This is a genomic window from Microbacterium sp. W4I20, assembly GCF_030816505.1.
Taxonomy (GTDB): domain Bacteria; phylum Actinomycetota; class Actinomycetes; order Actinomycetales; family Microbacteriaceae; genus Microbacterium.
Window position 1 is genome coordinate 1,596,641 of the sequence record NZ_JAUSYB010000001.1, and the last position, 26,711, is coordinate 1,623,351.

Consider the following 26,711-nt stretch of genomic DNA (forward strand, 5'->3'; position numbering starts at 1 on the left):
CTGTGACAGCGTCGGGCGGTGTCCTAGGCTCGCAGCATGTTCAGCGCCGAGACACTCGCCACGTTCGTCGTCGCTGCCTTCGTGATGGTCGTCATCCCCGGCCCGACCGTGCTGTTCACGATCGGGCGCGCGATGGCTCTCGGGCGTCTGGGCGGGTTCCTCAGCATCGTCGGCACGGCGGTCGGCTCGATCGTGCTGGTCGTCGCCGTCGCCCTCGGGGTCGGTACGGTCATCGCGCAGTCGGCGGTGCTGTTCACGATCGTCAAGGTGCTCGGTGCCGGCTACCTGGTGTTCCTCGGCATCCAGGCGATCCGGCATCGGAAGGACGTCGCTCGCGCCATGAGCGACGCTCCGGCCCGGCGCTCCGGACCGCGCCTGCTGCTCGAGGGTTTCGTCGTCGGGGTCACGAACCCGAAGTCGATCGCCTTCTTCCTCGCGATCCTTCCGCAGTTCGTCGACCTGCATGCGGGGTCGGTGCCGCTCCAGCTCTTCGTGCTCGGTGCGATCGTCGTGATGATCGGCGTCTCGTGCGACGCGCTCTGGGTGCTGCTCGCGAGCGCCGCCCGGGACTGGTTCGGGCGCTCGCCCCGCCGAATCGAGGCGATGGGTGCGACCGGAGGCGGGCTCATGATCGCGCTCGGAGCGTTCCTCCTGGTGTGGAGCGAGAAGCCCGCGAGCGCCTGACCCGGCCGACGATCCGGCAGCCGACGGTCACATCCGCGCGTACCGCGACCGGGCGATGCAGAAGAGGCCGTAGACCGCGAGACCCGCACCCACCGCGCACAGGACGATCGGGCCGTACGGCAGTGTCAGCAGACTCTGCAGCGCCCCGTCGAGCCCTGCCGACTTGTCGGGATCGTCGGTGACGGCCGCCACGACGAACAGCACGCCGGTCACGGTGACGGCGATGCCCTTGCCGATGTAGCCGATCACGCCGAACGTCACGATCCCGCCGCGAGTGGTCCCCGACGGGAGGTCGAGCAGCTTCTCGAACCCGCGCGTGATGCCGCTGGCGATGAATCCGATGCCGACTCCGCTGACCGTGAGGCCGAGGATGACGAGCAGCACGACACCCGCAGGCGCGGCGAGCAGCACCGCGCTCACGGTCTGCGAGGCCTTCTCGGAGTGCACCCGGCCTCCGAAGGCGAAGATGACCGCCATGCCCGCGATGACCAGATAGCTGAGCGAGATGCCGAAGAACTTGACCCGCTTGCCCCACTTCTTGGTGTCGGCCGAGTCGGCCGCCAGGAAGGCGGTGGCGATCTGCCAGACGGCGAGAGCGACCAGTCCGGCGGCGATCACGGCGAGCAGCAGCCCGCCCACCGGGTTGCTGTGCACCTGCTGCATCGCTCCGTCCTGATCGGCATCGCCGCCACCGCCCAGCGCGAGCGAGATGGCCAGGCATCCGATGATGATGTGGATCACGCCGACGACGATGAAACCGATGCGGGCGACCCGACGAAAACCGTCGGAATCCTTGGCGGCGCGCGCAGCGTCTTTGACGGAGCTCATCGATGAAGGATACGTGTGCGGGGAGTTGCGTGCTGAGGGGGTTGATTTCTGCGCGCCCCTGCCCCTGCAGGCGCCACACACTGTCGGGCTGAGATCACTGCGTGGGGCTGAGCCTCCGCGGCATCCGCTCCTCCCTACGCCGAGGGTTCCTCCCCACGCCGTGCCACCACCGCGGCGATCACGCGACAGGCTCCACGGGTTGGCGAAGAATCGTGCGGAGCTTCGCCGGTTCGACCCGGCGCCGATCGCTCAGATAGATCTCGTGGTGCCGGGCGCGCATCCGCAGCCCGTGCTCGGGGATGAACCGGTCATGCACGTCGGCGAGCACCGGCCCCTCGTCGTCGAACGCCCCCACGTGCAGGGTCTGCGCGCACAGCCCCTCCTCGAGGGTCTCCAGCCGGAGCGAAGCCAGAGCCGGCAGCGGTTCCTTCTTCTTCTCGGACTTCTTCTGCACGGTGCGGACCGCGTCGGCGAACATCTCGGGAGTGACGTGGTCGGGCACCATGATCATGAGCGTCCACAGCCAGGTCGACTTGTCGCGCCGCGAGGTGAAGGACGCCATATCGGGGGCATGCCACAGGCCTTCGAGCGGCATCACGACGGTGTCGATGCCCAGCTCGCGGCGACTCGCGAACTTCAGCGTGTACGCGACCGGGTACAGCGCACTCACCGCCTCACCGAAGGCGGGCGCCACGTTCGGGTCGCCGGCGCCGTCGACCATCAGATACTGCAGCGGCGGCACCTCGACCAGCCGGATCGCGCCGCGTGTGGCCCGATAGGAGTCGAGGGTCTTCTTCGGGTCGAGCGGCTTCGGGGAATCGATCGCCATGATGGCCTCCGGGTGTTCGAGGCCAGTGTCGCACGGTGGTCTGACACCCCCGGCACCCCGCTGAGGCCCGGTTTCATCACAGTCGACGCGCCGAGTGTGAACACGCGGCGTCTATCCTGAGAATCCTGGGGATTTCTGGTGGAGGCAGCGCAACAATGAAAGTCAATGACGTGCTGGCTGGCGTACCCATCGACGCCCCGGAGCTGCCCGACGCGGCGAACCCGTTCCGCCACACCGAGCTGCTGGTCGGCGCGCAGGTCACCCGCATTCTCGTCGACGTGCTGGCAGGCTCCGTCGGTGTGCTCTTCGAGTTGCGCCAGGCGCCCCACCTGAACGCGAACACCGGACTCCTGCGGGTGCACGGCGTCGCTCAGCAGAACTGGATCTGCACCTCGGCCGCAAACGAGTTCACCGCGTGGTCGATCACCGGAGCCACCGTCCACCAGCGACCGGCCGAGTTCCAGATCTCGGCCCAGTGCCTCCCCGCCGGGGCACTGCGCATCGTCGGGACCTCGGCGGACTTCACGCTGCTCGACGCCGCGGCGGCCTCGACCGCGCCGCCCGACGATCAGGCGGACGGACGCGGACTCCTGCGCTTCGGAGTCGCCGACGAGAACACACCGTGCGCGGTGGTCGGCATCGCCCGTTCGGTGCAGGCCGACTCCGCACGATCGGACGAGTCGGAGTTCGGCGCGGCGTAGCCCTCGGCTCCGCGGTCTGCTCAGGCCGAGCCGATCTCGACGATGGCAGGAATCACCGCACCCCAGAGCGGGGGCGGCGGCATTTGGTGCCCCATGCCGGCGAGCGGCACCAGTCGCGCTCCGGCGATGTCGCGGGCCAGTGCCTCTCCGTGGCCGAACGGGAACAGCGGGTCCTCGGTGCCGTGCAGCACGAGGGTGGGCACGGCGATCTCGCCGAGGCGGGTGTCCGTGGACTCGCCACTGAGCTGCCAGTGGTTCTGCCCCGAGGCGATCGAGGGGCTGCGGTCCCACGCGCGTCCGACGATGCGTCGCATCCGCTCCTCGTCCACCGCGATCGAGCCCGCCAGCATGTGTTCGCCCGCGGTGTAGTACGCGATGACAGCGTCGCGGTCGGACCAGTCCGGTTCCCCTCCGTCGCCCATCTGCGCGGCGAGTTCGGAGCTCATCGGCGGGAGGCCGGGTGCGCCTGAGCTGCTGGCGATGAGGGTCAGCGATGCGACGCGATCGGGATGGCGCACCGCCAGCACCTGAGCGATCCCGCCGCCCATCGAGATGCCGACCAGATGTGCCGAGTCGATGCCGAGCGCGTCGAGCACGCCGAGGGCGTCGTCGATCAGCGCTCCACCCTCGTACGACGGCCGGCCCGGCGGGAAGGTCGTGGATCGGCCCGTGTCGCGGGTGTCGTAGCGCACGACATACCGTCCGCCGTCGGCGAGGAGCTCGCAGAACTCGTCGTCCCACCAGTCCATCGACGACTCGGCGCCGCTGATCAGCAGGGTGGCCGGCGCGGCGGAATCACCGAAGGTCTGTGTGCACAGCGTGACGCCGTTCGCCGGGAGCAGCTGTTCCTCGTGCGCCTGCGAGCCGGTCGCCTCGCGGACGCCGGACTCCGCGGGCCTGCGAGCCCTCACGATCCACGCCCGCGAGCCGAGCCAGACGCCGTCGTCGTGGGTGTGGTCCGTCAACAGCTCCCGGATGCGGCCGAGCGCGCGCTCCTGAGCCTCGGCATCCATCCGGCTCAGCATGTCCTGCACATAAGAGAATCCGAGGATCCAGTCGAGGGCCGCGCCGACGTCCTCGCCGTAGCAGACCGGCTCGTCGACGTCGGTGAACGAGATGTCGGCGAAACCCGCGCGCTCGAGGATTCCGCTCACCGCGACGGGATCCGCGAGGGAGAACGGATCGAGGCGATCGGATGCCGCGGCCGACGGCCGCCCGATCGTCTCGAGCGCACGGTCGATGGCGACGATCCACTCGTTGCGCTCGCGGGCCTGCCAGACGATCATCACGATCCGGCCGCCGGGACGCAGCGCGGTTCCGATGTTGGCGAACGCGGCGGCCGGATCGTCGAAGAACATCGTGCCGAATCGGCTGATCGCCACGTCGAAGTGGTCCGGGGCGAACCGATGGGTCTGCGCGTCAGCCCGCTGGAAGTCGATGTTCGCGATGTGGGCCGCGCCCGCAGCGGCGAGGGCTTCGCTGATCGATGCCGCGGAGATGTCGACGCCGAGGGCTCGACCCATCCCGGCCGCGTTCGCGGCCTCTCGCGTCGTGAGACCCGCTCCGCAGCCGATGTCGAGGACGTGTTCGCCGAACTCGATGGCGGATGCTCGTCGCAAGACCTCGTTGTGACGTCGCAGTTCGGAGTCGAAGTCGGTCGGCGCCACATCGGTCGAGGCGGCGGTCGCACGGTCGTGAGTGGTCATGCTCCGACGCTAGGCCGCGCTGCTGATCGCGTAAAGCGATGAAAAGCGATCGGATCGATCGTTCTGTGTGATGTCTTGCTACCCTGGCGCATGCCCGAAATCGAACTTCGCCATCTTGCGGCGCTGATCGCCGTCGCCGACGAAGGATCGTTCGGGCGAGCCGCGATCCGACTCGGATACACCCAGTCGACGGTGAGCCAGCAGATCGCGGCGCTGGAGAGGTCGGTCGGCGGACCGGTCTTCGATCGGCCGGGCGGCCCCAAGGCGGTGCGGATCACACCGCTCGGCACGGTCGTCCTCGGTCATGGCCGCGAATTGCTGGCGCGGTCCGCCTCGTTGACCGACGCGGTCGAGCGCTTCCACGCCGGCGACGGCCGGATCGACATCGGCACGTTCCAGAGCCTCTCGAACGTCGTCCTGCCGGCGGTGGTGCGGCGGCTGCGGGCGGAGTTCCCCGACAGCGACATCCGGCTGTCGGAGGAGGAGCCGGAGAATCCGCAGATCGGCGGTCTCGACCTGCTCTTCTACGACGGTCCCGTCGAGGGCGACGTCGAGCGGGTGAAGCTCTTCGACGATCCCTACCGTCTGGTGGCGGCGGCCGGTGCCTTCCCCGCGGGGCCGATCTCGCTGCCGCAGCTCGACGGCCAGCCGATGGTGGCCTGGCCGCTCACCTGCGACCAGCCGGGGATGGAACAGGCGCTGGCCCGCGGCGGCGCCCGCCCGCGCGTGGTGTTCCGCAGCGCCGTGAACGACACCCTGCTGTCGATGGTGCGGGCAGGCCTCGGGGCAGCGGTCCTCCCCTGGCTCGCCATCAGCGCGGCCAGCGTCCCGGCCGACGACCGCCTCACCGTGCACGAGCTGCGACCGGCGGTGCCGCCCCGGGAGATCCACCTGCACTGGCCGGCACGGAGATCCCACTCCCCGCTCGCCCGACGGGCGATCGAGATCTCGATCGAGGTGGCCGCGGAGGTCGCCTGAGTCGATCGAGATCGGCACCGATCAGAGCCGCCCCGCCGCCTCCCGAGCCCCGCGCACCGCAATCGCCACGCTCGTCAGCGTCGGATTCATCGTGTTGGCCGTCGGGATCAGCGCGTTGCCCCCCACGACGAGGTTGTCGAAGCCCCAGACGCGCGAGTACGGATCGGCGACGCTGGTGCCGTCGTCTGCGACCCCCGCGCGCATCGTTCCCATGTAGTGCAGGCTCGATCCGTTCGGCAGTAGGCGGGGCTCGGCGATGAACGTGCCGAGCGCGGCACCGGCACGACGCAGGTGCGTGGTGGCATCCGCGATCTCCGCCTCTTCGACTTCGGTCAGCGCGTACTCGATCGTCATGTTCGGCAGACCGCGGTAGTCGAGCTCGTCGTCGTCGAAGCGCACCCCGTCTTCGGCTCGAGGGTGCTTGCGCACGCCGTAGCCCATGTTCACGTATCCCCAGCGGTTGCCCGCGTGCGGATGCGCGGGATCGAGCGGGAACGGCGGGTTCTCGGCGTACATGACCTGCAGCGAGAAGGGATGATCGGGCTCGGAGAAGGGGATGCGGTTGACCGCGGCGACCGGATCGGCCGGGTTCATGGCGCGACGGGCGAGTTCACCCTGCAGCTCCTCGTCGGTGACCAGCTCCGCCATGCGGTCGCTGTCGAGCGAGACCGTCGAGATCACCACGTGATGCTCGGTGAGGTAGCGCCCGAGGGCGGCAGGGCGGATGCCGGAAGCCCAGAGCAGCTGCGGCGAGCGGAAGGCGTCCGCCGCCACCACGACGAGATCGGCCGGCACGAACGACGTCTCCTTGGTACGCAGGTCTTCGACCGTGACGCCGGTCGCCCGGCCGTCCTCGTGCTCGACCCGACGCACCAGTGTGAGATCGCGCAGCTCGAATCGCGCGCTCTCCGGGCTGCCCTCGTCGATGAGGGGTCCGAGCACCATGTCGGCGCCCGCCCAGACCATGGTGCCGTCGGGCTGCGGGTCACCCGCGATCGGGAGGGTGCTGACGCCGTAGCCCTCAGGGAGCTCTGCGGCGAACTCGCCCTCGAGCATCGTGCGGATCGCGCCGCCGATCGGGGAGTCTGCGAAGGCCGCGCCCTGGTGGTGAAGCAGTCCTTCCGCCGTGCTGATCAGCTCCTCCCACTCCTCGTCGTCGATGAACGGCAGCTTCTCGCTGAACGCCGGCCGCGGGATCGCGCAGGTCCAGTGCGACCCCTGACCGCCGACGTTGGTCGCTGCGGCCGCGGCGGGGAATGTCGGTGCGTGCGCCGAGCCCTCTCCCCCGAAGTCGAGCAGGTGCGTGCCCTGGCGCGCCGTGAACATCCCCTCGACGACCACCCCCGCCGGGATGCCGAGGGATTCGCGGAACGCGCCGGCCTGCGGCCCCTGCGCCATCTCCCGCGCGCGGGCCTTCTGGTCGGGGTCGGCGATGTTGCGCACGCTGGCGCCGGGCCGCTCGGTGATCTGCGGGCCCGCCTCGAACATCGTCACCCGAGCAGTCGGGTGGCTCTCGAGGATCACGCGCGCATAGGCGGAGCCGATGGGTCCGCTGCCGACGATGACGACGGTGGGGTTCTCAGTCATGTTCTTCTCGCTTCTGGACGGATGCGGACGGGTTCAGGCGGTGACGGACGCGGTCGGGTCGGACTCGGTGGCAGGGACGGCGTCGTGCTCATCGGACAGCCGGCCTGCCGGCATGAGCAGCGCCACCACGAAGCCGACGGCGTAGGCGATCGCGAGCGCCGCGAACACCGGAGCGAAGACGTCGCGGTAGATGCCGGCGACCTCGGCCTGAACGGCGGCGTCGGATGCCTGCACGAGCTGCGGCGTCAGGGCGGTCGCGTCGAGCCCCGCGGGCAGGAGCGCCGCGACACCGAAGCCGACGACGCCGCCGATCACGGCGGTCGTGACGGTCGCCCCGACCTGGCGCACGATGTTGACCGTCGCCGTGATCGTGCCGGTGGCGCTCCGCGGCACAGCGCTCTGCACCACCGCGACGATGAGACTCATGAAGGAGCCGGTGCCGATGCCGACCACGAACATGACGCTCATCGGCACCCACAGCGGCAGGCCCACGGGCAGGAACGCCATGACGGCCAGGCCGATCGCGCCGAGTGCCGTGCCGACGATCGGATAGATCCGATAGCCTCCGGTGCGGCTCGCGAGGAATCCGGTGGAGAGGTTGGCGAGCAGCATCCCGAAGACCGTCGCGATCGGCACGAGTCCCGACACGGTCGCCGTCGTCTGGTACGCCATCTGCACGTAGGTCGGCAGATAGGCGGTGATCGAGAAGAGCCCGACGCCGATGATCGCCGACAGCGCGGTGCCGACGGCGATCGTGCGGTTCGCGAAGAACCGCAGCGGCACGATCGGCTCCTCGGCCCGCATCTCGGCGAGCAGGAACGCGGCGAACGAGACGATCGAAGCGGCCAACGCGACGACGGTGGCGGCGCGCAGGGCCGGATCCGACATCCAGGAGACCGCGAGGACCAGGGCGACGAGCGCGGCGGTGAACGTCATCGCTCCCGCGACGTCGAAGCGGCGCAGCACTCCGGGTGCGATGTGGGGCACGGCGACGATGGCGAGCGCGAGCGCAGCCACGCCGATCGGGATGTTCACCCAGAACACCCACTGCCAGCCCCAGAAGTCGGTGATCAGCCCGCCGAGCACCGGACCGATCAGGATCGCGATCGGGAAGGCCGCACCGATCACGGCCATGTACTTCGGGCGCTCCCTCGGGGAGGTGACCTGCGCGATGATCGTCTGCGACATCAGCTGCAGACCGGCAGAGCTCATCCCCTGGAGGACGCGGGCGACGATGAGCCACGGCATGGTCTGCGCGAAACCGCAGGCCAGGGACGCGGCGAGGAAGACGACGAGCGAGGTGAGGAACACCGCGCGCGGACCGACCACGTCGCCGAGCTTGCCGAGCACGGGGAGCAGCACTGTGCTCGCCAGCGTGTAGCCGACGACGACCCACCCCATGTGCTCGAGGGCCCCGAGCTCGCCGGCGATCGTGGCGAGCGACGTGGAGACGATCGTGTGGTCGAGGGCGCCGAGGAACGACACCGTGAGCAGGGAAACGACGAGAAGACGCAGACGCAGCGTCGAGAGTGGAGGCATGACCGATGGCCCGATCGATCGGGCAGTCGACGCGACTTCGTGTGCCCCGCTCGCAACGTCACGAACGGGAACGGGTCCTGAGGACCCCGGCGCCACGTCGATTCTACTCACACTTTGGTCGCTTTTCAACTAAAGGGAGCGATGGCGCGCCCGCGAGCGGGTACGAGCACGCGGGAGCGCCGGCGCCGCGACGGCGGATCCGACCTCACCGACGAGCTCGCCCACCCCCTCGACGACCATGCGCACGACGTCTCCTTCGACCAGCGGAGGGGGTGTGAGGCTGCCGTTGCGTCCCCACAGCTCGCCGAGGCATCCGCCGTTGCCCACCGTGCCGCTGCCGAGCACGTCGCCCGGCACCACGCGCGAATTGCGCGAGGCGTACGCCACGAACTCCGGAAAAGGCCAGCCCGCGTTCGAGACCAGATCCTCGCCGATGAGCTCGTCGTTCACGAAGACCTCGGCGCGGATCGCGAGGAAGCCCTCCTCATCGAGATAGGGCTCGAGCTCGTCAGCCGTGACGATCCACGGGCCCAGGCTCATGCCGAAGTCCTTGCCCTTCGCGGGGCCGAGACGCACCTTCATCTCTCGGGCCTGCAGGTCGCGCGCCGACCAGTCGTTCATGATCGTGTAGCCGAAGATGACGGATGCCGCCGCTTCCGGGTCGAGGTTCGCCTCGCCGACTCCGGGGGCTCCGCCGATCACGACGGCCAGCTCCAGCTCGAAGTCCAGGCGCTCGGTCACCGGCGGATGCAGCACGTCGGCCGGCCCGAGGATCGTGTGCGGGTTGCCGAAGTAGAACGTCGGCGCGTCGTACCACTCCGCTGCCACATCGCTCTTGCCCTCGACGCCGGCGCTGACGCCCTCGACGTGCTCTTCGAAGGCGACGAAGTCGCGGACGGATGCCGGCACCAGGGGCGCGAGCAGAGTCACGTCGGCGAGCGCCGGCCCCTCGGATCCGCGCACCTCGGAGTACAGCTCCCGTGCGGCATCCAGGCCTCCGGCGAGCACATCGGCGACGCCCAGCCCGCGGGGGAAGGCGAGCACCCGGTCACCCTCCACGAACCCCTCGCCCACCTCACCGCCCGCGAGCCAGCGGGCGATCTTCATGCCCGCACCCGGCGTCCGAGCAGCGCCTCGGCGTTGCCCGCGAGGATCCCTTCGGCGACGCCGGCATCCAGGCCCGCCTCCTGGACGAACTCGACCGGGCTGTCCAGGCCCATGTCGAACGGGTAGTCGCTACCGAGCAGCACCCGCGACTCCCCCGCGACCTCGACGAGGCGCCGCAGTGACTCCGGATCGTGCACGACCGTGTCGAACCAGATCTTCGGCAGGTAGGTCGACGGCGCGTGGGCGCAGCGCTGCGCCTCCGGGCGCACCCGCCAGGCACGATCCGAGCGACCGATCGCGAACGGCAGGTAACCCCCGCCGTGGGCCGCGACGATCGTCAGCCCGGGATGCCGGTCGAGCACGCCCGCGAAGATGAGGTGCGAGAGCGCCACCGCGTTCTCGACCGGCTGCCCCACCGTGTTCGACAGGTAGAAGCGGTCGAGCCGCTCATCGAGTGAGCATCCGAACGGGTGCAGGAAGACCACGGCGCCGAGTTCGGCCGCCCGCGCCCAGAACGGCTCGAGCCGTTCGTCGGAGAGCTCCACGTCGCCCGCGAAGGACGAGATCTCGACGCCCGCGAGCCCGCGCCCGAGAACGGCGTCGTCGAGGCATTCCACGATGCGCTCCGGATGCTGCAGCGGGACCAGCCCGAGTCCGATCAGCCGCTCCGGCGCCTCGGCGACGTGCTCGGCGACCAGGCGGTTCGCCTCGTTCGCGGCCCAGACCGCCAGGCCCTCGGGCGCCCACGGGTAGAAGTGGTTCGGTGAAGCGCTGACCCACTGCACATCGACGCCCTGCGCGTCCATGTCGGCCAGGCGCACCGGCACCGAGGTGAGCTTCGGGATGCGCGCTCCCACCATGGGACCCGAGACCTTCAGGCTCTCCGCACCGTTCCGGGTGAGCTCGAGCGCTGCGGCTTCGCGGACGAGCTCGGGAGCGCGGCGCTCGACCTCCGCCTGCAGCGACGGCAGCAGGACGTGCGCGTGCACGTCGGTGGTCATACCGGGGCCGCCATCTGCTGGGCGATGCCGAAGATGAGTCCGCCGGCGTCCGCGTCACGGTTGTGCTCGAGCTGCCAGCGGCCGAGCTGCACCGAGGCGTCGACGACCGCCTGCGCACGCGGGAGGCGGCGCGCGTGGAACTCGTCGAACAGCGCATCGTCGACGGCATCCCGACCGGTCAGGAGCTCGGTGAGCACGAAGGCGTCCTCGAGTCCCTGCGCCGCGCCCTGGGCGATGGTCGGAGGGCAGGAGTGCGCAGCATCCCCGATCACGATCACGCGACCGCGGTTCCAGGGAGCCGGGACGACGTGCTGCGTGAACCAGGTGTAGTTGGCTGCGGCTCCGGCTTCGAGGTCGGCACGGATCGAGTTCCAGGGCCCGTCATAGGCGCGCGATGCCTCGAGCATGATCTGCGTCGCCTCCTCGCCGGTGACGCCGAAGCGGTCCTGCGCATCCTCCACGAGGAACGCGTACATGCTGTCCTCGCCGGTGGGCGTGTAGCCCGCGATGTACATGGGGCCGCCATAGTAGAGCTCGGAACGGTCGACGTCGGCCGGACGCGACACGAAGGCCCGCCAGATGCCCATGCCGGTCGGCTCGGGCTTCGTCTCGATGCCGACGAGCTCGCGCACGGCCGAGTGCAGGCCGTCGGCGCCGATCAGCAGGTCGTACTCGCCGGCGGACTCGTCGTTGACGAACACCTCGACCGAGTCGGAGCTGCGCGCGTCCAGACCGGTCACCTTCGTGCCGAAGCGCACCCGGGCGCCGGCGGCGTTCGCGTGCTCGAGCAGGATGCGCGTGAGTTCTGCCCGCGGCATCCCCATCGCGGCCGGATAGTCCGGTCCACCCGTCTTCACGTCAGGCAGCGCGGCGACCACGGGAGCGCCGGGGCCGGGAGCGCGGAGGTTGAGCCCCTCGAACGGGAAGCCCGCGGCGCGGATGTCGTCCCACGCGCCGAGCGCGTCGAACACGCGGAGCGCGTTGCCCTGCAGCGAGATGCCGGAGCCAAGCGTCGACGGCGCGTCCTTCGCCTCGAAGACATCGACCTCGACGCCGGCCTTGGCGAGCTGGATCGCGGCGGCGAGTCCGGCGACACCGGTGCCGGCGATCGCGACCTTTCGTACTGCGGTCATGTGCAGAACCTCCCTGTTCTGAGTGAGCGATGTGTTGCGGTCTAGAGGATGGCGACCGGGTTGACCGGCGAGCCGACGGCACCCGTGATCGGCAGGGGCGGCGCCGACAGCAGGAAGTCCCACCGACCGCGCTCGGCGCAGGCCTCGGCGAGCTCGTCGAGGTTCCACATCTCGCCGATGGTCAGGCCGAGGTTCGGGATGACCACTTGGTGCAGCGGCTGGAAGGCCGGCACGTCGAACTCGTTGGGACGCACCTCGAAGCCCCAGGTGTCGGTCGCGATCGCGGCGATCTCGGTGCGGTGCAGCCAGCCGGCTGTGGTCAGCGAGAGTCCGGGCGCGGGCCCGCCGGCGTAGTCGCCCCAGCCGTCGCGGCGCGTGCGCGCGTACTGACCGGTGCGGACCACGACGATGTCTCCGCGGCCGACGGCGCTGGAAGCGCCCTGCGCAGCGATGGTGGCCTCGAGGTCGGCGACGGTGATCGCATGCCCGTCGGGGAGCTCGCCGGTCTCGGGGAACAGGTGCCGTCCGACGTCGAGCAGCACGCCGCGCGAGACGATGACGGATGCCGCGTGCTCGATGCCCGTGACGAGGTCGCCTTCGCTGGTCACGACGTCGCCGGCCCGGCGCCCGTTCCACGCGTTACCGTGGTCGAAGATGTGGCCGAGGCCGTCCCACTGCGTGGAGCACTGCAGCGGCATCGCGATCACGTCGTCGGCGCCGCCGATCCCGTGCGGGAAGCCCTGGTTGCCGCGCTCGGCATCCACGCCGGTGTCGGTCATGGTGTGCACGGGGTTGGTGCGTCGGCGCCAGCCCTTCTGGGGTCCATCGGTGTCGAAGCGCTGCGACAACGACACGACGCGACCTGAGGAGACGAGCGTCGCCGCCCGCGCCCGCGTGGCGTCGTCGATGAAGTTCAGCGTGCCGAGCACATCGTCCTCACCCCAGCGGCCCCAGTTGCGGAACGCCTCCGCCCGCGCGGCGATCTCGGACTCCGGGTCGGTGCGATCCAGATCCGCCGGGTTCTCGGAAGGGTGCGCGGAGCGGGTCGACATCAGGAGGCGCCGTCCGCCGTCGGAGACACGCAGCGCACGACCTGGGTGCCGAGGTTGGCGATCGTTCCGGTCATGACGTCACCGTCGCGGAGGAAGCGCCGCCAGTGTTGACCGTTGCCGGCCGGGCTGCCCGTGAGGAGCAGGTCCCCCGGGTAGAGCGGATGCGTCTGCGACGCGGCGGAGAGCAGGGCGGGGATGTCGAAGAGCAGGTCGCTCGTCGAGGCATCCTGCATCGTCTGCCCGTTGAGGTCGAGACGCACCGGGGCGTCACTCGGCGAGACGAACGGGGCAGGAACCAGGAACGGGCCGGTCGGCAGGAACCCGGGGGCGTTCTTCGCCCGGTACCAGTCGGTGCCGATCTCCTTCATGTCCTTGCGGAACACGAGGTCGCGGGTCGTGACGTCGTTGACGATCGTGTAGCCGGCGATGTGGTCCCACGCGTCCTCACGCGAGACCTGGAAGGCCTCCTTGCCGATGACGAGGGCGAGTTCGAGCTCCCAGTCGTGCACCTCGCTGTAAGCGGGGAGGACGAGCGGCACGTCGTCGCCGACCACGGCGGCGGGCAGTCCGATGAAGAAGTAGGGCTCGCCATTGGCCTTGCGGTCATCCATCATCTGGGCGGCGAACGCGCGCGCCTCGTCGGGCGTGCGGTCGGAGTTCTGCGTGAGCCCGGCCGCCACCAGCTCGATCACGTGCTCGCGGTAGTTCGCGCCGGTCTGCAGCACCTGGCGCGGCTCGACCGGGGCGGTGAGGGTGACGTCGGCGAGCGAGACCCAGGGGCCGTCGGCCTCGGCGAGCGCCTGCAGGCGATCCCAATCGGGGGCCGCGAGGAAGGCGTTCAGCCCGTCGGCGCCGAGATCCTCGGAGGAGAGGGGGCGGATGCGCTCGCCCGCCGCGAGGCCGAGGCGCACGCGACCCTCCTCGCGGTAGCGCGCCAGGGCGAAGGGGGCGTCGGGTGCTGTCGTCGTCATCGTCGGTCGATCCTCTGTCGTTCAGTATGGCGTCGCGTGGAACCCGGGGCGGACGTCGACGTCCGCCCCGGGAGGTGCTCAGCCCTGGCCGTGCTTGGCGTACGGGTTGAAGAGCGCTTCCTTGATCTCGTCGGGAACACCCTCTTCGGTCGCACTGGGTCCGTCCGCGGCAGGGAACGACTCCGTCATCGACATCGGCATGGCGCCGTTGCGGTAGAAGTTGTTCGAGCCGAGCGACGGCTTCCAGGTGTTGGGCTCCCAGTCCGGCACGTAGTTGCGGTAGCCGCCGGTGTTGAGCTCGATGCGCAGCGAGGACGGCTCCCGGTAGTACAGGAACGTCTGCTCGCCGATGCCGTGGATGTTGGGCCCGTATTCGATCGGGATGCCGTTCTCCATGAGCGTGTCGGCGGCGATCAGCAGCTCTTCGCGGGTGTCGACCCAGAACGCGTAGTGGTTGATGCGTCCGGCGCGCGTCGAGCCGTCGAGAACGACGCCGAGGTCGTGCGACTTCTCGTTCGTGGTGAGCACGGAGAAGACCGAGATCGGTGCCTCGTCGAGGATCGTCTTGGCCATGATCCGGAATCCGAGCACCTCGTTGTACCAGGCGGCGAAGTCGTCGACGCTGCTGGTCGCGATGGTCACGTGGTCGAGCTGACGCGGGGCGCCGGCGACCTTCGAGCGCTTCTCCGGACGGTCGGGGTAGATCGACGCGGTCGAGCCGCCGGCCTGGTGACGCGTGACGTCCCAGTGCAGGGTCATCGAATGACCCCACGGGCCGGTGAAGCGGTAGGCCCGGCCGATGTGCGGCACATCGTCGAGCCACTCGCCGTCGATGCCCGCGGCTTCGATGCGCTTCGCGGCCTCGTCGAGGGCCTCGGCGCTGGACGTGCGCCAGGCCATCGTGGCGAGCGAAGGCTCATCGCCCGGAACGACCACGAGCGAGTAAGCGTAGTAATCGCCCCAGCAGCGCAGGTACACGGCACCGTCGACGCGGTCCACGACGGTGAGCCCGACCTGATCCTCGTAGAACTTGACCGACGCTTCGACGTCGGGGGTGGTGATCGCCACGTAGGAGAGGTGGGAGAGCAGCTTGATCATCTTCGATCCTTTCGTGGGGGCTCTGGGACCTGCCCCACGCTCTACTTTTGTCGGTTCTCGACTATTCAGGAATCCCGATGTGGCTATGCGGGGAATCAGCCTCGTTTATCCCGCCGAGAAGACGGATGCCGCGAGCGCCGCGTCGTGCCGAAAGGCCCGGAGGTCTCCGGTGCCGTCGCCGCGGGAGATCGCGTCGATCGCTCGACGCAGGGCCACTCGTGCGCTCGACTCGCGCCTCCGCGGGCGGCGCAGCGTCCCCTCCGCGGTGCTCACGTCGACGCTCCTCGCGTCCGTCGCCGCGTCGAGGTCGATCTCCAAGCGGGTCTCCCCGACGGCCTGCGCGCGGAGCCGTGCGCCCCCTCGCCCGACCAGGGTGGATGCCGTCAGCGTCGCCGCTCGTCCTGACACCGGCTCTTCGAGCAGGGCCAGCAGACCGTGCGGGACGGCTGCCGCCGCTCGCAGTTCGAGCTCGCCTCCGGCCAGCATCCGAAGCCACCCGAGGGACTCGCGCACCATGGCGCCGAGCTCTCCGGGGATCGCGACGGTGTCGACCGTCACAGGGCGCGCGGCATCGACACCGGCACGGGGCGCGGCGGCATCCGCGACCAGGTCGGCTCGCAGCCACGGTCGATCGAGCACGACAGGCACGCTGCCGGCCGCGGCCTCGAGCGCGGCGAGCTCGTCATCATCGACGGCGACCGGATGCGCGATGAGGAGCGCCGAGGCACGTCCCTGCAGCGCGACACGGGACCGTGCGGGCCAGCCGGGCGCACCGTCGACCACGACGATCGCCCCTTCCAGCTGCTCGACCACGCGTGCCCGCAGTGGCAGTTCCGTGATCGCCGTGCGGTAACGCGCCGTCGCGCCGCTGACCCCGATCATCGCGCCATCCCTTCGCGCACGGCTGTCGCCGCAGCATCCGCCAGCGCGATCGCGTAATGCGCGTCGGCCAGCATCTCGTCGTACTCCACGGCCTCCGCGCCGTCGGCGAGCGCCGCCACGACCCGCCACTCGGCCAGGTACCCGTCCTCAGGGAGGGGTGGGTACTCCGACACCCGCCCGTCGACGTGCCGAACACGCGCGAGTGCGCTGCCGTCGTGCACGAAGGCCGGCGGGAACTCGATGTCGACCTGGTCGCGCGCGGTCGAGATCGCGAAGCGCCAGAGCGCCTCGGCACCCGCGGGAAGCATCACGGCGGTGAGCCGGACGAGCACATCGTCGGCGATGAAGCCGACGCAGTAGCCGATCGGAGCGATCGGGCGCGCGAACACCACCCGATCGAGGTGCGGGGCGAGGTCGCGCAGCAGCGGCAGATCATGGATGCCGAGCCCGAGTATCAGCTGTCGGACGACCGCGGCGGCGAAGTCGGGGTCGTTCCAATCCGGAGCGGGTCGGGCGGGGGCCGCCCCGGGCAGGGACTCGGTGACGACGTCGTGGTACCGACCATTCGGCGGCAACGCCACCGTGACCGATACCGCCCGCACCGGCGCCCGCTCTGCCGTGATGTGGTGCTTGGCCCGGCCCCAGGCGGGATCGAAGAGGTGGTTCGTACCGACCACGAGGGCCGTGCCTGCGTGCCGACACGCGTCGACGACGGCATCCGCATCCTCGCTGGTGAGCGCGATCGGCTTCTCGCAGAGGATGGTGCGCACACCGGCCGCCACGGCCGCCAGGATCTGCGCGGCATGATGCTCCGGCGGCGAGCAGATCGCGACGACGTCGACCGCTGGATCCGCCAACAGCTCGTCGGTGCCGGAGGACCACCGTGCACCAGTCCGCGCGGCAAGGGCCTCAGCTCTCCCGCTCCCCCCGTCGGCGATGTGCACAACGCGGAACGACTCGGGCAGCCATTCGAGAGTGGGGAGGTGCAAGGCGGAGACGCCCGGTCCTGCCCCGATGACACCGACGCCGTACGGCATGAGCCTGCTCCTTTCGCGGAAGCAGGTCGCCCCCATCGGCTTTTGCCTGAACTCTACCTAAGTGCGCTCGACGACGACAATAGCGCGGTCGATGTGCGCCGAATTCGCCGAGTCTTGTGTGAAAATCGGATATGGCCAGTGAGTCCACCCTCCGCTTCGGCGCGCAGACCGATGAGATGACGAGTCTGCTGCGCATCGTCAATCTCGTGCGAACCGGCGAAGCGGTGACCCGGCCCGAGATCGGCCGCGTCACCGGCCTCGGTCGTGGTGTCGTCGCGCAGCGCGTCGACCACGCCATCGATGTCGGCTTCCTTCAGGACGGCGAGTTCGCGCCCTCCTCCGGCGGCCGAGCGCCGCGCACCCTGCGGTTCCGCGCCGAGCGCGGTCGCGTGATCGTGTGCGCACTCGGCGCTCTGCACATCCACGTGGGGCTCGCCGATCTGAACGGGACGATCCTGGCCGACTCGCACCGCGCGTGGGACATCGCCCGTGGCCCGGAGGAGACTCTCGACGAGGCCATGTCGATGATCGACGGGCTCCTCGCGAAGGACGACGCGCCCGACACCCCTGTCTGGGCGATCACCGTCGGCGTACCCGGTCCGGTGGACTTCGCCTCCGGTCGCCCCGTGGCGCCGCCCATCATGCCCGGCTGGAACGGCTTCGACATCCGCACGCGGTTCGAAGAGCGGTTCGACGCCCCGACCTGGGTCGACAACGACGTGAACATCCTCGCGTTCAGCGAGCGCGAGCGTCGCGAGAACGACAACATCGACCTGATCTACTGCAAGATCGGGTCGGGAATCGGCGCCGGCCTGCTCTCCCGCGGCCGAGTGCATCGCGGCGCGAACGGCGCGGCCGGCGACATCGGCCACGTGCGCGTGCGCGACTCCGAGGAGCTCTGCCGCTGCGGCAAGATCGGCTGCCTCGAGGCGGTGGCGGGCGGTTGGGCGCTCGTGCGGGACGCCGAGCGAGAACTGGCCGAGGGGGCAACAGGTCGACTCGCGCAGCGCGCGGCCGAGGGTGAGGCCATCACGCCCGAGGCGATCTCGCGCGCCGCGGAGGGCGGCGATGCGCTGGCGATCTCGCTCATCAGAAAGTCGGCGCGGGTCGCGGGCGAATCCATCGCCACCCTCGTGAACGTGTTCAACCCCAGCATCATCGTGATCGGCGGCGCGGTGGCCGCCGCGGGCGAGCTCTTCCTCGCCGAGGTGCGGCAACGGGTCTACGAGCTCTCGCTTCCGCTCGCGACGCGCGACCTCTCGATCGTGAACTCCCCCAACGATCCGCGAGAGCCGCTCCGCGGTGGCGCGGCGCTCGCCCGCGAGGAGCTGTTCGACGAGACCTTCCCCCGGTGGTTCGCCGATGGCGCGCCGACGGTCGCTCGGATTCACACGGTCTCGTAATCGCAGAGCTCTCTTCTTCCTAAATCAGACATAAGCCTGTATGTTCTGAACTGAAGTCGAACGAGAGGCGTCGAAGATGATGCGCACACCGCCCGAGCACAGCGCCGATACGCGGATCCGAGCGGCGCATCGTGCTTGATGGGTTGGGCGCGGATGCGCTCGTCGACAGCGAGAACGGTGCCGTGCTCCGCGTCTCGCTCCCCTGGATCCGCTCACTGCCGATCGCGGCCGCGCGCGATGTCGAAGTGCAGATCGACGGCGCGCCCGTCTCCGCACCTCAGGTGCGACTCGGCGACCGACGCGTCGCGCTCCAGGACCTGGTTCTCGAGTCCGGATGGTGGTTCGTGCAGGATCGGCTGGCACTCGAGCTCGATCGACGTCTCGACGCCGGGAGCCATTTGGTGCGGCTGCGCTTCGGCCTGGCCATCCCCTACCTGCAGGTGGGCCCGGACGGACCGCTGACCCTGCCCTTCCACTTCGAACGCGAACTGACCGCCGTCGCCCCCGGCTCGCCCGCCGGTGTCGCGCTCGACGTCGCCTGACCGGGAGCCGCGACATGACGACCGACATCCCCGCCGACTGGACACTCTCCGCGAGTGCTTTCAACTGGTCCTCCGACATCGTGCGCGCCGAACGCGCGGCACCCGACATCGCCACGAGCATCGTCGCCGACGGCATCGCCTCGGTCATCGAGGTCGAACTCGGCCAACTGTGGCGGTCGTATCCCCTGCCGACGGATGCCGAGGCCGAGGCCCTGCGCGAGTCACTCGCCGCGGTGGGCGGACGGGTGAGCATCGTCGGCGCGAGCATCGACGACTGGGAGCTGCCCGCGCGGCGACGGAGCGATGCCGAGCGCCTGGCCTTCCTGCTGCCGCAGCTGCACACCGCGCATCGGCTCGGCGCGACCGGCCTGCGACTGCCGATCGGTCAGGCAGGGCCCGCGCTGCTGAACCACCTGCTCCCCCACCTGCACGACCTCGAGCTGGTGCTGTTCGAAGAGGCGCAGGGCCGCCAGACCCCCTCGGCGCAAGCCGCGGACTACGACGCCATCGCCGCGCTCGACGACCCGCACGTGCGCCTGCTGATCGACATCAGCATGCTCATGCCGGCGCTTCCCCCGACGTACCTCGAGCAGTTGCGGGCCGGCGGCATCCCCTCCGACCTCCTGTCGCGACTCACGGACGAGTGGCGCGATCCCGCGACCCACGATGCGGTGATGGCGCTCCTCCGCTCGGGGGGCGTGCCCGGCTCGGTGCACACGCTCTACATGGACATGCTCGTGCGGTTCGGCCGGTCGGATGCCGCGGACCTGCGCGGCATCCTCCCCCTGGTCGGCGCCTTCCACCTGAAGTTCTGGGATCTCGACGACAGCGACTCCCGGATATCCGCGCCAATTCAGGCGCTGGCTGCCGAGCTCGCCGGTCGCGACTTCCACGGCACGTTCACGAGCGAGTGGGGCGGACTCGAATGGCTCGACGATGATGCTGCCACGATGACGCGTGCCCACCTCGCGCTGGCTCGTGACTCGCTCGGCACGGCCGGCACCAGAATGGTTGCATGACCACTCTTCACGGGATCGACATCGCTGCCGAGCTTCGACAGGTCGAGGCGCACTGGACCCCGCGCGTCGTGGGCCGGGTGAACGACCAGTACATCAAGGTCGCGAGGCTCCTCGGCGAACTGGTGTGGCATGCGCACGACGCCGAGGACGAGATGTTCCTGGTCGTCTCGGGCACGCTCCGCATCCAGCTTCCCGACGACCAGGAGGTCGTGCTCACCCCCGGACAGTTCCACGTCGTCCCCCGGGGCGTGCAGCACAATCCGATCGCCGAGGAAGAGGTCGAGATCGTCCTGATCGAGACGGTGACCACGGCACACACCGGCGACGTCGTCACCGAACGTACGGTGCCGCTCGACAGGCAGGTCGGCGACTTCCGCTGACGCGGGAGGCGTCAGCGGAAGTCCCTGCGGTGGGGTCGCCTGCTCAGCCTTCGCGGTTGTAGTACGGCCAGGGCAGGAACCGCCGCTCGCCGCGACGGTCGGGTCCGCTGAGGGTGATCTCCCCCGTCGCCGCCCACTCGACACCCCGCGGGAACATGCGGATGAACTCGATCCGTCGGAACGTGTCGATGTCATGGCCGATCGTGATCGTGAAGCTGCGCCCGGATCCGTACTCGTTGATCCAGGCGATCGGCTGATCCGTGTTCATGCCCGGCAGAGCGGCGATGCCGTCCGGCGGGATCGCGACCGGGTAGTGCGACATCGGCCAGACGGGCGCCTTCTCGTACGACTCGAGGTCGTCGAAGGTCGTGAGCAGCACCTGCGCGCCGTCGTACAGCTCGACGCCGACGAGGATGTCGTCGCCCGTCACGGTCCAGGTGTCGTTGATGCCCTCGGTGATCGCGTGGCGCGGCTCGGCGGTGCGCAACAGGGCCTCGCCCCAGGGGCGGGGACGGATGCCGGTGGGCACGCTGAGCTTCGCCCCGCGCATCACGTTGTACTCCTCGGGATAGCCCCAGTCGTCCTCCTGCACGGCCGAGCCGTGGAACCACACGATGCCCTTGCCCTGGTCGTGCACGAAGCTCAGCAGTGCAGCATCCGTCTCCGGTCCGAACCCGACCGCCTTGTCGTGATAGCCGTCACGGCCCTCGAACACGACGATGATCACGTCGTACTTGTCGATGATCTCGGCGCCGAGCCCTCGCGGGTCTTCGATGACGCGCACGCGGAACCGTCCGGTGTCTTCGAGCAGCGTCGTCAGCCACTGGTTGTGGGTGCGGAAGCTGCGGTGCTCGTTGTCATGCTCGATGGTCATGTGGCCCGACAGGATGAGGGCGTTCAGCAGATCGGCCATCAGGCGCTCTCGTCGACCTTCGTGGAGAAGGCGGAGTCGAAGGCGGCATCCGGCGGGGTGATCGCGGCGAGCTTCTGCACGAACGCGAGAGCCTCGGGGGCTCCGTGGAGGCGGTCCATGCCGGCGTCCTCCCACTCCACGCTCGTCGGACCCGTGTAGCCGATCGCGTTGAGCGCGCGGAACAACGGCTCCCACTTCACGGCACCGTGCCCGGTGGAGACGAACGTCCACCCGCGACGCGGGTTCGCCCACGGCAGGTGCGAACCCAGCACCCCGTTGCGGCCGTCGAGGTTCGTGATCGATTCCTTCACGTGCACGTGGAAGATGTGCTCCGCGAAATCCAGCACGAACGCGACCGAATCCAACTGCTGCCACACGAAGTGCGACGGATCGAAGTTGAACCCGAAACTCTTCCGGTGCCCGATCGCGTCGAGCGTCGCCTTCGCCGTCCAGTAGTCGTACGCGATCTCCGACGGATGCACCTCCAGCGCGAACCGCACACCCACTTCCTCGAACACGTCGAGGATCGGGTTCCACCGGTCGGCGAAGTCCTGATACCCGGCCGCGATGAACTCATCCGACGCCGGCGGGAACATCGCCACCGCCTTCCAGATGCTCGACCCGGTGAACCCGTTCACCGTCGACACACCGAGCTTCGCGGCGAACCGGGCGGTGTCCTTCAGATCCTCCGCCGCACGCTGACGCACACCCTCCGCATCGCCATCACCCCACACCCGATCCGACAGGATGTCGCGGTGGCGCACGTCGATCGGGTCATCGCACACCGCCTGCCCCGTGAGGTGGTTCGAGATCGCCCACACCTGCAGTCCGTTGCGTTCCAGGATGTCCCGGCGCGACTGCACATACTCCTCGTCATCCCACCGGGACACATCGATGTGATCACCCCAACAGGCGATCTCCAACCCGTCATACCCCCACTCCCCCGCAAGACGAGCGACCTCCTCGAACGGAAGATCAGCCCACTGACCGGTGAACAACGTGATCGGACGTGCCATGAACGACTCCTTCGTAGAAACGTGGCGGGTGATGCGGATTGGGGGATTCGAGCTCAGCCGACGCCGACCGGCGCCTCGGTGCGCACGCGCACCCAGGCCGCGTCGTCGGCGGCGCTGCGCTCGACGGCGTCGAGTACGCGCTGCACCCCGAGCCCCTCGACGAAGCTCGGATGCGGCGTCGCGCCGTCGTGGATCGCCTGCACCAGATCGACGACCTGGTGCGTGAAACCGTGCTCGTAGCCGAGCATGTGTCCGGCCGGCCACCACGCGGCGACGTACGGATGCGCGGCCTCGGTCACGAGGATCTTCGTGAAGCCCTGGCGATCACCCGGCAGCGTGCGGTCGTAGAACTGCAGGCTGTTGAGGTCTTCCAGATCGAACGCGAGCGCGCCCTTGTCGCCCGAGACCTCGATGGTCAGGGCGTTCTTGCGCCCGGTCGCGAAGCGCGTGGCCTCGAACGAGGCCAGCGCTCCGCCCGAGAGTCGCCCCGTGAAAAGTGCCAGGTCGTCGACGGTGACATCGCCGTAGCCCGCACCTGCCGTCCCCGACAGGCCGGATCCTCCGGCGCTCACAGGCCGCTGCGACACGATCGTCTCGACGACGCCGGTCACGGCATCCACCGTCTGCCCGGTCACGAACTGGGTGAGGTCGATGATGTGCGCACCGATGTCGCCCAGCGCGCCGGATCCCGCGTGCTCCTTCTGCAGACGCCACGCGAGCGGCATCTCCGGGTCGACGAGCCAGTCCTGCCGGTAGGCGGCGCGCACCTGCTGCACGCGCCCGATCACGCCCTCCGCGATCAGATCGCGGAGGAACGTCGCGGCGGGCACACGGCGGTAGGTGAACCCGACCATCGAGACCACGCCGTGCGCAGCGGCGCGCTCGGCAGCATCCGCCATCGCCTCGGCCTCTTCGACCGTGTTGGCGAGCGGCTTCTCGCAGAGCACGTGCTTGCCGGCCTCCAGCGCCGCGATGGCGATCTCGGCGTGCGAGTCGCCGGGCGTGACGATGTCGACGATGTCGATGTCGGGTCGAGCGATGACCTCGCGCCAGTCCGTCGACGTCTCGGCCCAGCCCCAGTGCTCGGAGGCCTCCCGCACGGCATCCGGATTGCGGCCGACGAGCACCGCCATCTCGACGCCCTCGGGCAGATCGAACACCCGCGGCGCCTGACGCCAGCCCACCGAGTGCGCGGCGCCCATGAACCCGTGGCCGATCATCGCGACCCGCAGGGCTCTGCCCCGAGTCGGGCTCGGACTCATGCGAGCACGACCTCGCGCTGCACCGGGACACGGTTGGTGACGTACCGGCCGGGGCCGCCGTCGACGCCCGGCATGATCTGCATGTAGAGCAGACGCATGGTCAGGACGACCTCGACGGTGAGCGAATCGCCCGCCTGCGGCACCGGATCGAGGTCGATCAAGACCTCGGGGCGCTCGGCGACGAACCACAGCGTCTCGTGCTGCTCGGGCAGCTCGTCGACGCGATAGGTGCGCCCCTCGAGCTCGAACCGCAGCGACTCGGTCGGGATCGAGACGCCGTTCACGGTGGCGGCGACGCCGTCAACGGCCGACAGCCAGAGGCTGCGGTACCAGGGCAGCTGCACCGAGACGGCGATGCCGGTGTCGGTGCGGCGGACGTCCTTCTCGGAGAACAGGGAATTGTGAGTGGCCATGATGACTCCGATTCAGACCGCGACGGCGGTCTCTTCGATCGCACGACGCATCAGGTCGTGCTGCTTCTTGACGAGGTCGATGGGGTCGCTCTCACCGAGGTCGGAGAAGGCGTGGCCCTCCCACTCGCTGGAGAGGTAGCCCTGGTAGCCGCCCTCGACGAACTGGCGGACGATGCGCGGGATGTCCATCGCCGGCTCTTCCCCGTCGGGGCCGATGTCGTAGAACTTGGCGTGCACGTGGAAGATCTGCGGCATGATGTCGAGCCACTCCTCCGGCGGCACCAGTCCGTGCATGTTGAAGGCCAGACGCGTGAACGGTCCGAGACGGGCGAAGTCGAAGTTCTCCGACGTCAGGAAGTCCTCGAACTTCTGGTTGCGCACGTGCATCGGTGTCGGCTCATGCCAGATCTCGTCCATGACGGTGAAGTACTCCTCGGGCATGCCCATCTGCCGCATCGTGCGCAGCAGCGTGGGCGAGAGCGAGTGCATCGTCGAGGAGAAGTCGGCGGTGAAGCCGAGCCGGTCGGACTGCAGCTCGTCGTACATCTCTCGCATCTGCAGCACCTGCGGGTTGTTCGGACCCGACGGCGCGTGGATCTCGTAGCCGAGCTTCTGGTCGTACTTCTCGGCGAGCGGCAGCAGGCTGCGCAGCAGCTCCTTGCCGTGCGAGCGGATGACGACCTTCTTGAAGCCGAGCGTGTGCGCCGTCTTCAGCTGCCGGGCGAGGAACTCGTGCTCCTCGTCCGGCGTCATGTCGCGATCCTTGCGGCGACCCATGTCGAGGTTCGTGCCGATGGCGCTCGGCTCGAAGCCGTAGCGGTCCATGCTGTCGCGCCAGAGCTTCACGAAGTCGTCGTCGACATCCGGGTACGAGCGCAGCATCTGGGCGATGTTGAACTCGATGCCGGGGCCGAGGCCGTGGTCGGCCGCCGCCTTGATGAGCGTCTCGGGCGTGTACAGCCCCGCCGCGAACTCGGAGGTGAGTGAGTAGAGCGTGATGCCGAGCTTGATGCCCGTGCCGGCGATGCCGTCGGTCATGCGCGGATTCCCTTCGTGAGAGTGTGCGGGAGGTGGGCGGCAAGGGCCTGCTGCGCCTCGGCCGCGTCGGTGATCATGCGGCTGCCCGCGTTCTCGGCCGCCGAACGCTGCACGGCCTGCTCGCCGGCGATGATGTCGAACGGGCTCTGCCAGTGGTTCCAGTGCCAGCCCTCGTATTCGCTCGACACGGCACCGGAGTAGCCGTTCTCGACGAGCAGCGTGATGAGGTCGCGCACCGGGACCGACGGCTCTTCGCCGTTCTCGTCGATGCCGAAGAACTTGCCGTGCACGTGCGTGACCCACGGCATGATCTCGAGCCAGTCATCGACCCTGGCCGGGCCGAAGAGGCCGGTGCCGTTGATGCCGAAGTCGATGCCGAGGTCGGGACGGCCGTTCTGCGCGGCGAGCCCGATGAACGAGCCGAAGCGCTGTCCGTGCACGGCCTGGTCGGCGGGCGGGCCCTCCTCGTAGTACGTGTTCCAGAGGTCGACGACCTTGCCGAGCAGCTCCTCCGAGGCGCCGCGGCGGCGGTAGGCCTCGATGAGCGACGGCGCGAAGCCCGAGACGGTCGCGCCCCAGTCCATCGTGAAGCCGAGGAAGGGCGATGCGACCTTCTCGTAGCGGTCGCGGAGCGCCAGGATGCGCGGGTGGGAGGCGTACTGGTCGGCGTGCACCTCGAGGGCGAGCGTGACCCCGTGCTCCTCGGCGATCGGCGCGAGCGCTTCCATCGAATCGGGCGTGATCGAGATCTGCACGCGGGCGATCGGGAAGCCGAGCTTCGCCGCCGCCTTGATCTGCAGGGTCATGTAGTCGATCAGCTCGTCCTGCGTCAGCATCCGATCACGATGGATGCCGATGTCGGCGTTGACCGCGAGCGATGTCGTGACGAGGCCGACCTCGTCGATCAGATCGCGGAACCCGCCGGCGAACGTGTCGTCGATGTGCGGGAAGCCGCGGAAGCTGGAGAACCCGATGATCTCGAGACCCGGTCCGTGCCCTTCGGCGGCGACCTTGCGGATCAGCTGCTCGAGGTCGTACTCGCGACCGTGGAACGCGCGGGTGTAGCTGTAGAGCGTGACTCCCTGGATGGGCGTGCCCTTGGCGAGTGCTTCCTGCGCGGTCATGCCGCCACCTCCTGTGCCTGACGAGCGGTCATGGTCTTGGTGTCGTGCTCTTCGATGTGCAGCGTCTCGCTGTCGGAGATGATGATGTACGGGATGTAGAGCGTGAGGTCGACGCGCACCTCGTGGTCACCGTCGGCAGCGACCGGGAGATCGCCGGACAGCGCGGCGGAGTCGACCGGGAACCACCACTCGTCGATGTTCGTGGAGAGTTCCTCGAAGGTGAACTCCTGGCCGTTCATCCGCCACCGGAGGGACTCGGTCGGAGCCTCGGTGCCGTCGACGGTGAGCTTCGCGCCGGCGATGCAGCTGCCGGGCAGAGCGCGGTACCAAGGGAGGCGGACCTCCACGGAAGCGCGGGCACCGTCGGTGACGAGCGTGCCCTGTTCGATGATGCGATCGGGAATCACAGGTGGTCTCCTTGACTACTTTGTCCTTGTTTAGACAGACTAATGTCGTTTTCCTGCATAA

At 69.2% G+C, this 26,711-nt stretch carries 27 protein-coding genes; 7 read left to right on the forward strand and 20 right to left on the reverse strand.

The window, feature by feature from the left end:
• Positions 1-36: 36 nt before the first annotated feature.
• Complete coding sequence (locus QFZ21_RS07810) at positions 37-684, forward strand: LysE family translocator (protein ID WP_307376330.1); 648 nt, start codon at positions 37-39, stop codon at positions 682-684.
• A 27-nt stretch (positions 685-711) separates the two neighbouring features.
• Here the strand turns inward: QFZ21_RS07810 and QFZ21_RS07815 are convergent, their stop codons facing one another.
• Both QFZ21_RS07815 and QFZ21_RS07820 read right to left on the reverse strand, forming a co-directional pair.
• Positions 712-1,512: a DUF1206 domain-containing protein gene (locus tag QFZ21_RS07815; protein ID WP_307376333.1), complete on the reverse strand. Its 801-nt coding sequence runs from the start codon at positions 1,510-1,512 to the stop codon at positions 712-714.
• Between the two features lie 178 nt (positions 1,513-1,690).
• Positions 1,691-2,341 (reverse strand): GyrI-like domain-containing protein, encoded by a 651-nt coding sequence (locus QFZ21_RS07820; protein WP_307376335.1) that lies wholly within the window; start codon positions 2,339-2,341, stop codon positions 1,691-1,693.
• A 155-nt stretch (positions 2,342-2,496) separates the two neighbouring features.
• On the opposite strand from QFZ21_RS07820, the gene QFZ21_RS07825 reads away from it, so the two are divergent.
• A complete protein-coding gene (locus tag QFZ21_RS07825; protein WP_307376337.1) occupies positions 2,497-3,042 on the forward strand; it encodes a hypothetical protein in 546 nt (181 codons plus the stop codon).
• A gap of 20 nt (positions 3,043-3,062) precedes the next feature.
• Here QFZ21_RS07825 and QFZ21_RS07830 read toward each other — a convergent pair whose 3' ends face one another.
• Complete coding sequence (locus QFZ21_RS07830; RefSeq protein ID WP_307376339.1) at positions 3,063-4,748, reverse strand: alpha/beta fold hydrolase; 1,686 nt, start codon at positions 4,746-4,748, stop codon at positions 3,063-3,065.
• 90 nt (positions 4,749-4,838) lie between these two features.
• Here QFZ21_RS07830 and QFZ21_RS07835 point away from each other — a divergent pair, with 90 nt between their 5' ends.
• A complete protein-coding gene (locus QFZ21_RS07835) occupies positions 4,839-5,726 on the forward strand; it encodes a LysR family transcriptional regulator (RefSeq protein WP_307376342.1) in 888 nt (295 codons plus the stop codon).
• Between the two features lie 21 nt (positions 5,727-5,747).
• On the opposite strand, the gene QFZ21_RS07840 is transcribed toward QFZ21_RS07835, so the two are convergent.
• The 10 genes from QFZ21_RS07840 to QFZ21_RS07885 form a co-directional block, all read right to left on the reverse strand.
• Positions 5,748-7,313, reverse strand: coding sequence for a GMC oxidoreductase (locus QFZ21_RS07840; protein WP_307376344.1), 1,566 nt, complete (start codon positions 7,311-7,313; stop codon positions 5,748-5,750).
• 33 nt (positions 7,314-7,346) lie between these two features.
• Entirely contained in the window at positions 7,347-8,852 is a 1,506-nt protein-coding gene (locus QFZ21_RS07845; protein WP_307376348.1) for an MFS transporter, read from the reverse strand.
• Between the two features lie 129 nt (positions 8,853-8,981).
• Complete coding sequence (locus QFZ21_RS07850; RefSeq protein ID WP_307376350.1) at positions 8,982-9,959, reverse strand: fumarylacetoacetate hydrolase family protein; 978 nt, start codon at positions 9,957-9,959, stop codon at positions 8,982-8,984.
• Entirely contained in the window at positions 9,956-10,960 is a 1,005-nt protein-coding gene (locus QFZ21_RS07855) for an amidohydrolase family protein (RefSeq protein ID WP_307376353.1), read from the reverse strand. The genes QFZ21_RS07850 and QFZ21_RS07855 overlap by 4 nt, the downstream gene beginning before the upstream one ends.
• Positions 10,957-12,093, reverse strand: a complete 1,137-nt coding sequence (locus tag QFZ21_RS07860) for an FAD-dependent monooxygenase (protein ID WP_307376355.1) — start codon at positions 12,091-12,093, stop codon at positions 10,957-10,959. Before QFZ21_RS07860 ends, QFZ21_RS07855 begins: the two co-directional genes overlap by 4 nt.
• Positions 12,094-12,134: 41 nt before the next feature.
• Positions 12,135-13,145, reverse strand: a complete 1,011-nt coding sequence (locus QFZ21_RS07865; RefSeq protein ID WP_307376358.1) for a cyclase family protein — start codon at positions 13,143-13,145, stop codon at positions 12,135-12,137.
• A complete protein-coding gene (locus QFZ21_RS07870; protein WP_307376360.1) occupies positions 13,145-14,116 on the reverse strand; it encodes a fumarylacetoacetate hydrolase family protein in 972 nt (323 codons plus the stop codon). Before QFZ21_RS07870 ends, QFZ21_RS07865 begins: the two co-directional genes overlap by 1 nt.
• 78 nt (positions 14,117-14,194) lie before the next feature.
• Complete coding sequence (locus tag QFZ21_RS07875) at positions 14,195-15,214, reverse strand: VOC family protein (protein ID WP_307376362.1); 1,020 nt, start codon at positions 15,212-15,214, stop codon at positions 14,195-14,197.
• Positions 15,215-15,319: 105 nt separating this feature from the next.
• Positions 15,320-16,096, reverse strand: coding sequence for a hypothetical protein (locus QFZ21_RS07880; RefSeq protein WP_307376364.1), 777 nt, complete (start codon positions 16,094-16,096; stop codon positions 15,320-15,322).
• A complete protein-coding gene (locus QFZ21_RS07885) occupies positions 16,093-17,133 on the reverse strand; it encodes a Gfo/Idh/MocA family protein (RefSeq protein WP_307376366.1) in 1,041 nt (346 codons plus the stop codon). The genes QFZ21_RS07880 and QFZ21_RS07885 overlap by 4 nt, the downstream gene beginning before the upstream one ends.
• Positions 17,134-17,264: 131 nt before the next feature.
• On the opposite strand from QFZ21_RS07885, the gene QFZ21_RS07890 reads away from it, so the two are divergent.
• The 4 genes from QFZ21_RS07890 to QFZ21_RS07905 all read left to right on the forward strand — a co-directional run bounded on the left by QFZ21_RS07890 (position 17,265) and on the right by QFZ21_RS07905 (position 20,477).
• Positions 17,265-18,536, forward strand: coding sequence for an ROK family protein (locus QFZ21_RS07890; protein WP_307376368.1), 1,272 nt, complete (start codon positions 17,265-17,267; stop codon positions 18,534-18,536).
• 131 nt (positions 18,537-18,667) lie between these two features.
• A complete protein-coding gene (locus tag QFZ21_RS07895; protein ID WP_307376370.1) occupies positions 18,668-19,078 on the forward strand; it encodes a hypothetical protein in 411 nt (136 codons plus the stop codon).
• A 14-nt stretch (positions 19,079-19,092) separates the two neighbouring features.
• Positions 19,093-20,097, forward strand: a complete 1,005-nt coding sequence (locus tag QFZ21_RS07900; RefSeq protein ID WP_307376372.1) for a restriction endonuclease subunit R — start codon at positions 19,093-19,095, stop codon at positions 20,095-20,097.
• Positions 20,094-20,477 carry a cupin domain-containing protein gene (locus QFZ21_RS07905; RefSeq protein ID WP_307376374.1) on the forward strand — a complete coding sequence of 128 codons (384 nt, stop codon included), beginning with the start codon at positions 20,094-20,096 and terminating at the stop codon, positions 20,475-20,477. Before QFZ21_RS07900 ends, QFZ21_RS07905 begins: the two co-directional genes overlap by 4 nt.
• 43 nt (positions 20,478-20,520) lie before the next feature.
• Here QFZ21_RS07905 and QFZ21_RS07910 read toward each other — a convergent pair whose 3' ends face one another.
• Genes QFZ21_RS07910 through QFZ21_RS07940 form a run of 7 tightly spaced genes read right to left on the reverse strand, consistent with a single transcriptional unit; the run spans position 20,521 to position 26,650 of the window.
• A complete protein-coding gene (locus QFZ21_RS07910) occupies positions 20,521-21,390 on the reverse strand; it encodes a ThuA domain-containing protein (protein WP_307376376.1) in 870 nt (289 codons plus the stop codon).
• Positions 21,390-22,406: a sugar phosphate isomerase/epimerase gene (locus tag QFZ21_RS07915; protein ID WP_307376378.1), complete on the reverse strand. Its 1,017-nt coding sequence runs from the start codon at positions 22,404-22,406 to the stop codon at positions 21,390-21,392. Before QFZ21_RS07915 ends, QFZ21_RS07910 begins: the two co-directional genes overlap by 1 nt.
• Positions 22,407-22,459: 53 nt before the next feature.
• Positions 22,460-23,626, reverse strand: coding sequence for a Gfo/Idh/MocA family protein (locus tag QFZ21_RS07920; protein WP_307381256.1), 1,167 nt, complete (start codon positions 23,624-23,626; stop codon positions 22,460-22,462).
• A 38-nt stretch (positions 23,627-23,664) separates the two neighbouring features.
• Positions 23,665-24,081 (reverse strand): DUF6379 domain-containing protein, encoded by a 417-nt coding sequence (locus QFZ21_RS07925; RefSeq protein ID WP_307376380.1) that lies wholly within the window; start codon positions 24,079-24,081, stop codon positions 23,665-23,667.
• A gap of 12 nt (positions 24,082-24,093) precedes the next feature.
• Entirely contained in the window at positions 24,094-25,119 is a 1,026-nt protein-coding gene (locus tag QFZ21_RS07930; protein ID WP_307376382.1) for a sugar phosphate isomerase/epimerase, read from the reverse strand.
• Complete coding sequence (locus QFZ21_RS07935; protein WP_307376385.1) at positions 25,116-26,243, reverse strand: sugar phosphate isomerase/epimerase; 1,128 nt, start codon at positions 26,241-26,243, stop codon at positions 25,116-25,118. Before QFZ21_RS07935 ends, QFZ21_RS07930 begins: the two co-directional genes overlap by 4 nt.
• Positions 26,240-26,650, reverse strand: a complete 411-nt coding sequence (locus tag QFZ21_RS07940) for a DUF6379 domain-containing protein (RefSeq protein WP_307376388.1) — start codon at positions 26,648-26,650, stop codon at positions 26,240-26,242. Before QFZ21_RS07940 ends, QFZ21_RS07935 begins: the two co-directional genes overlap by 4 nt.
• Between the last annotated feature and the right edge of the window lie 61 nt (positions 26,651-26,711).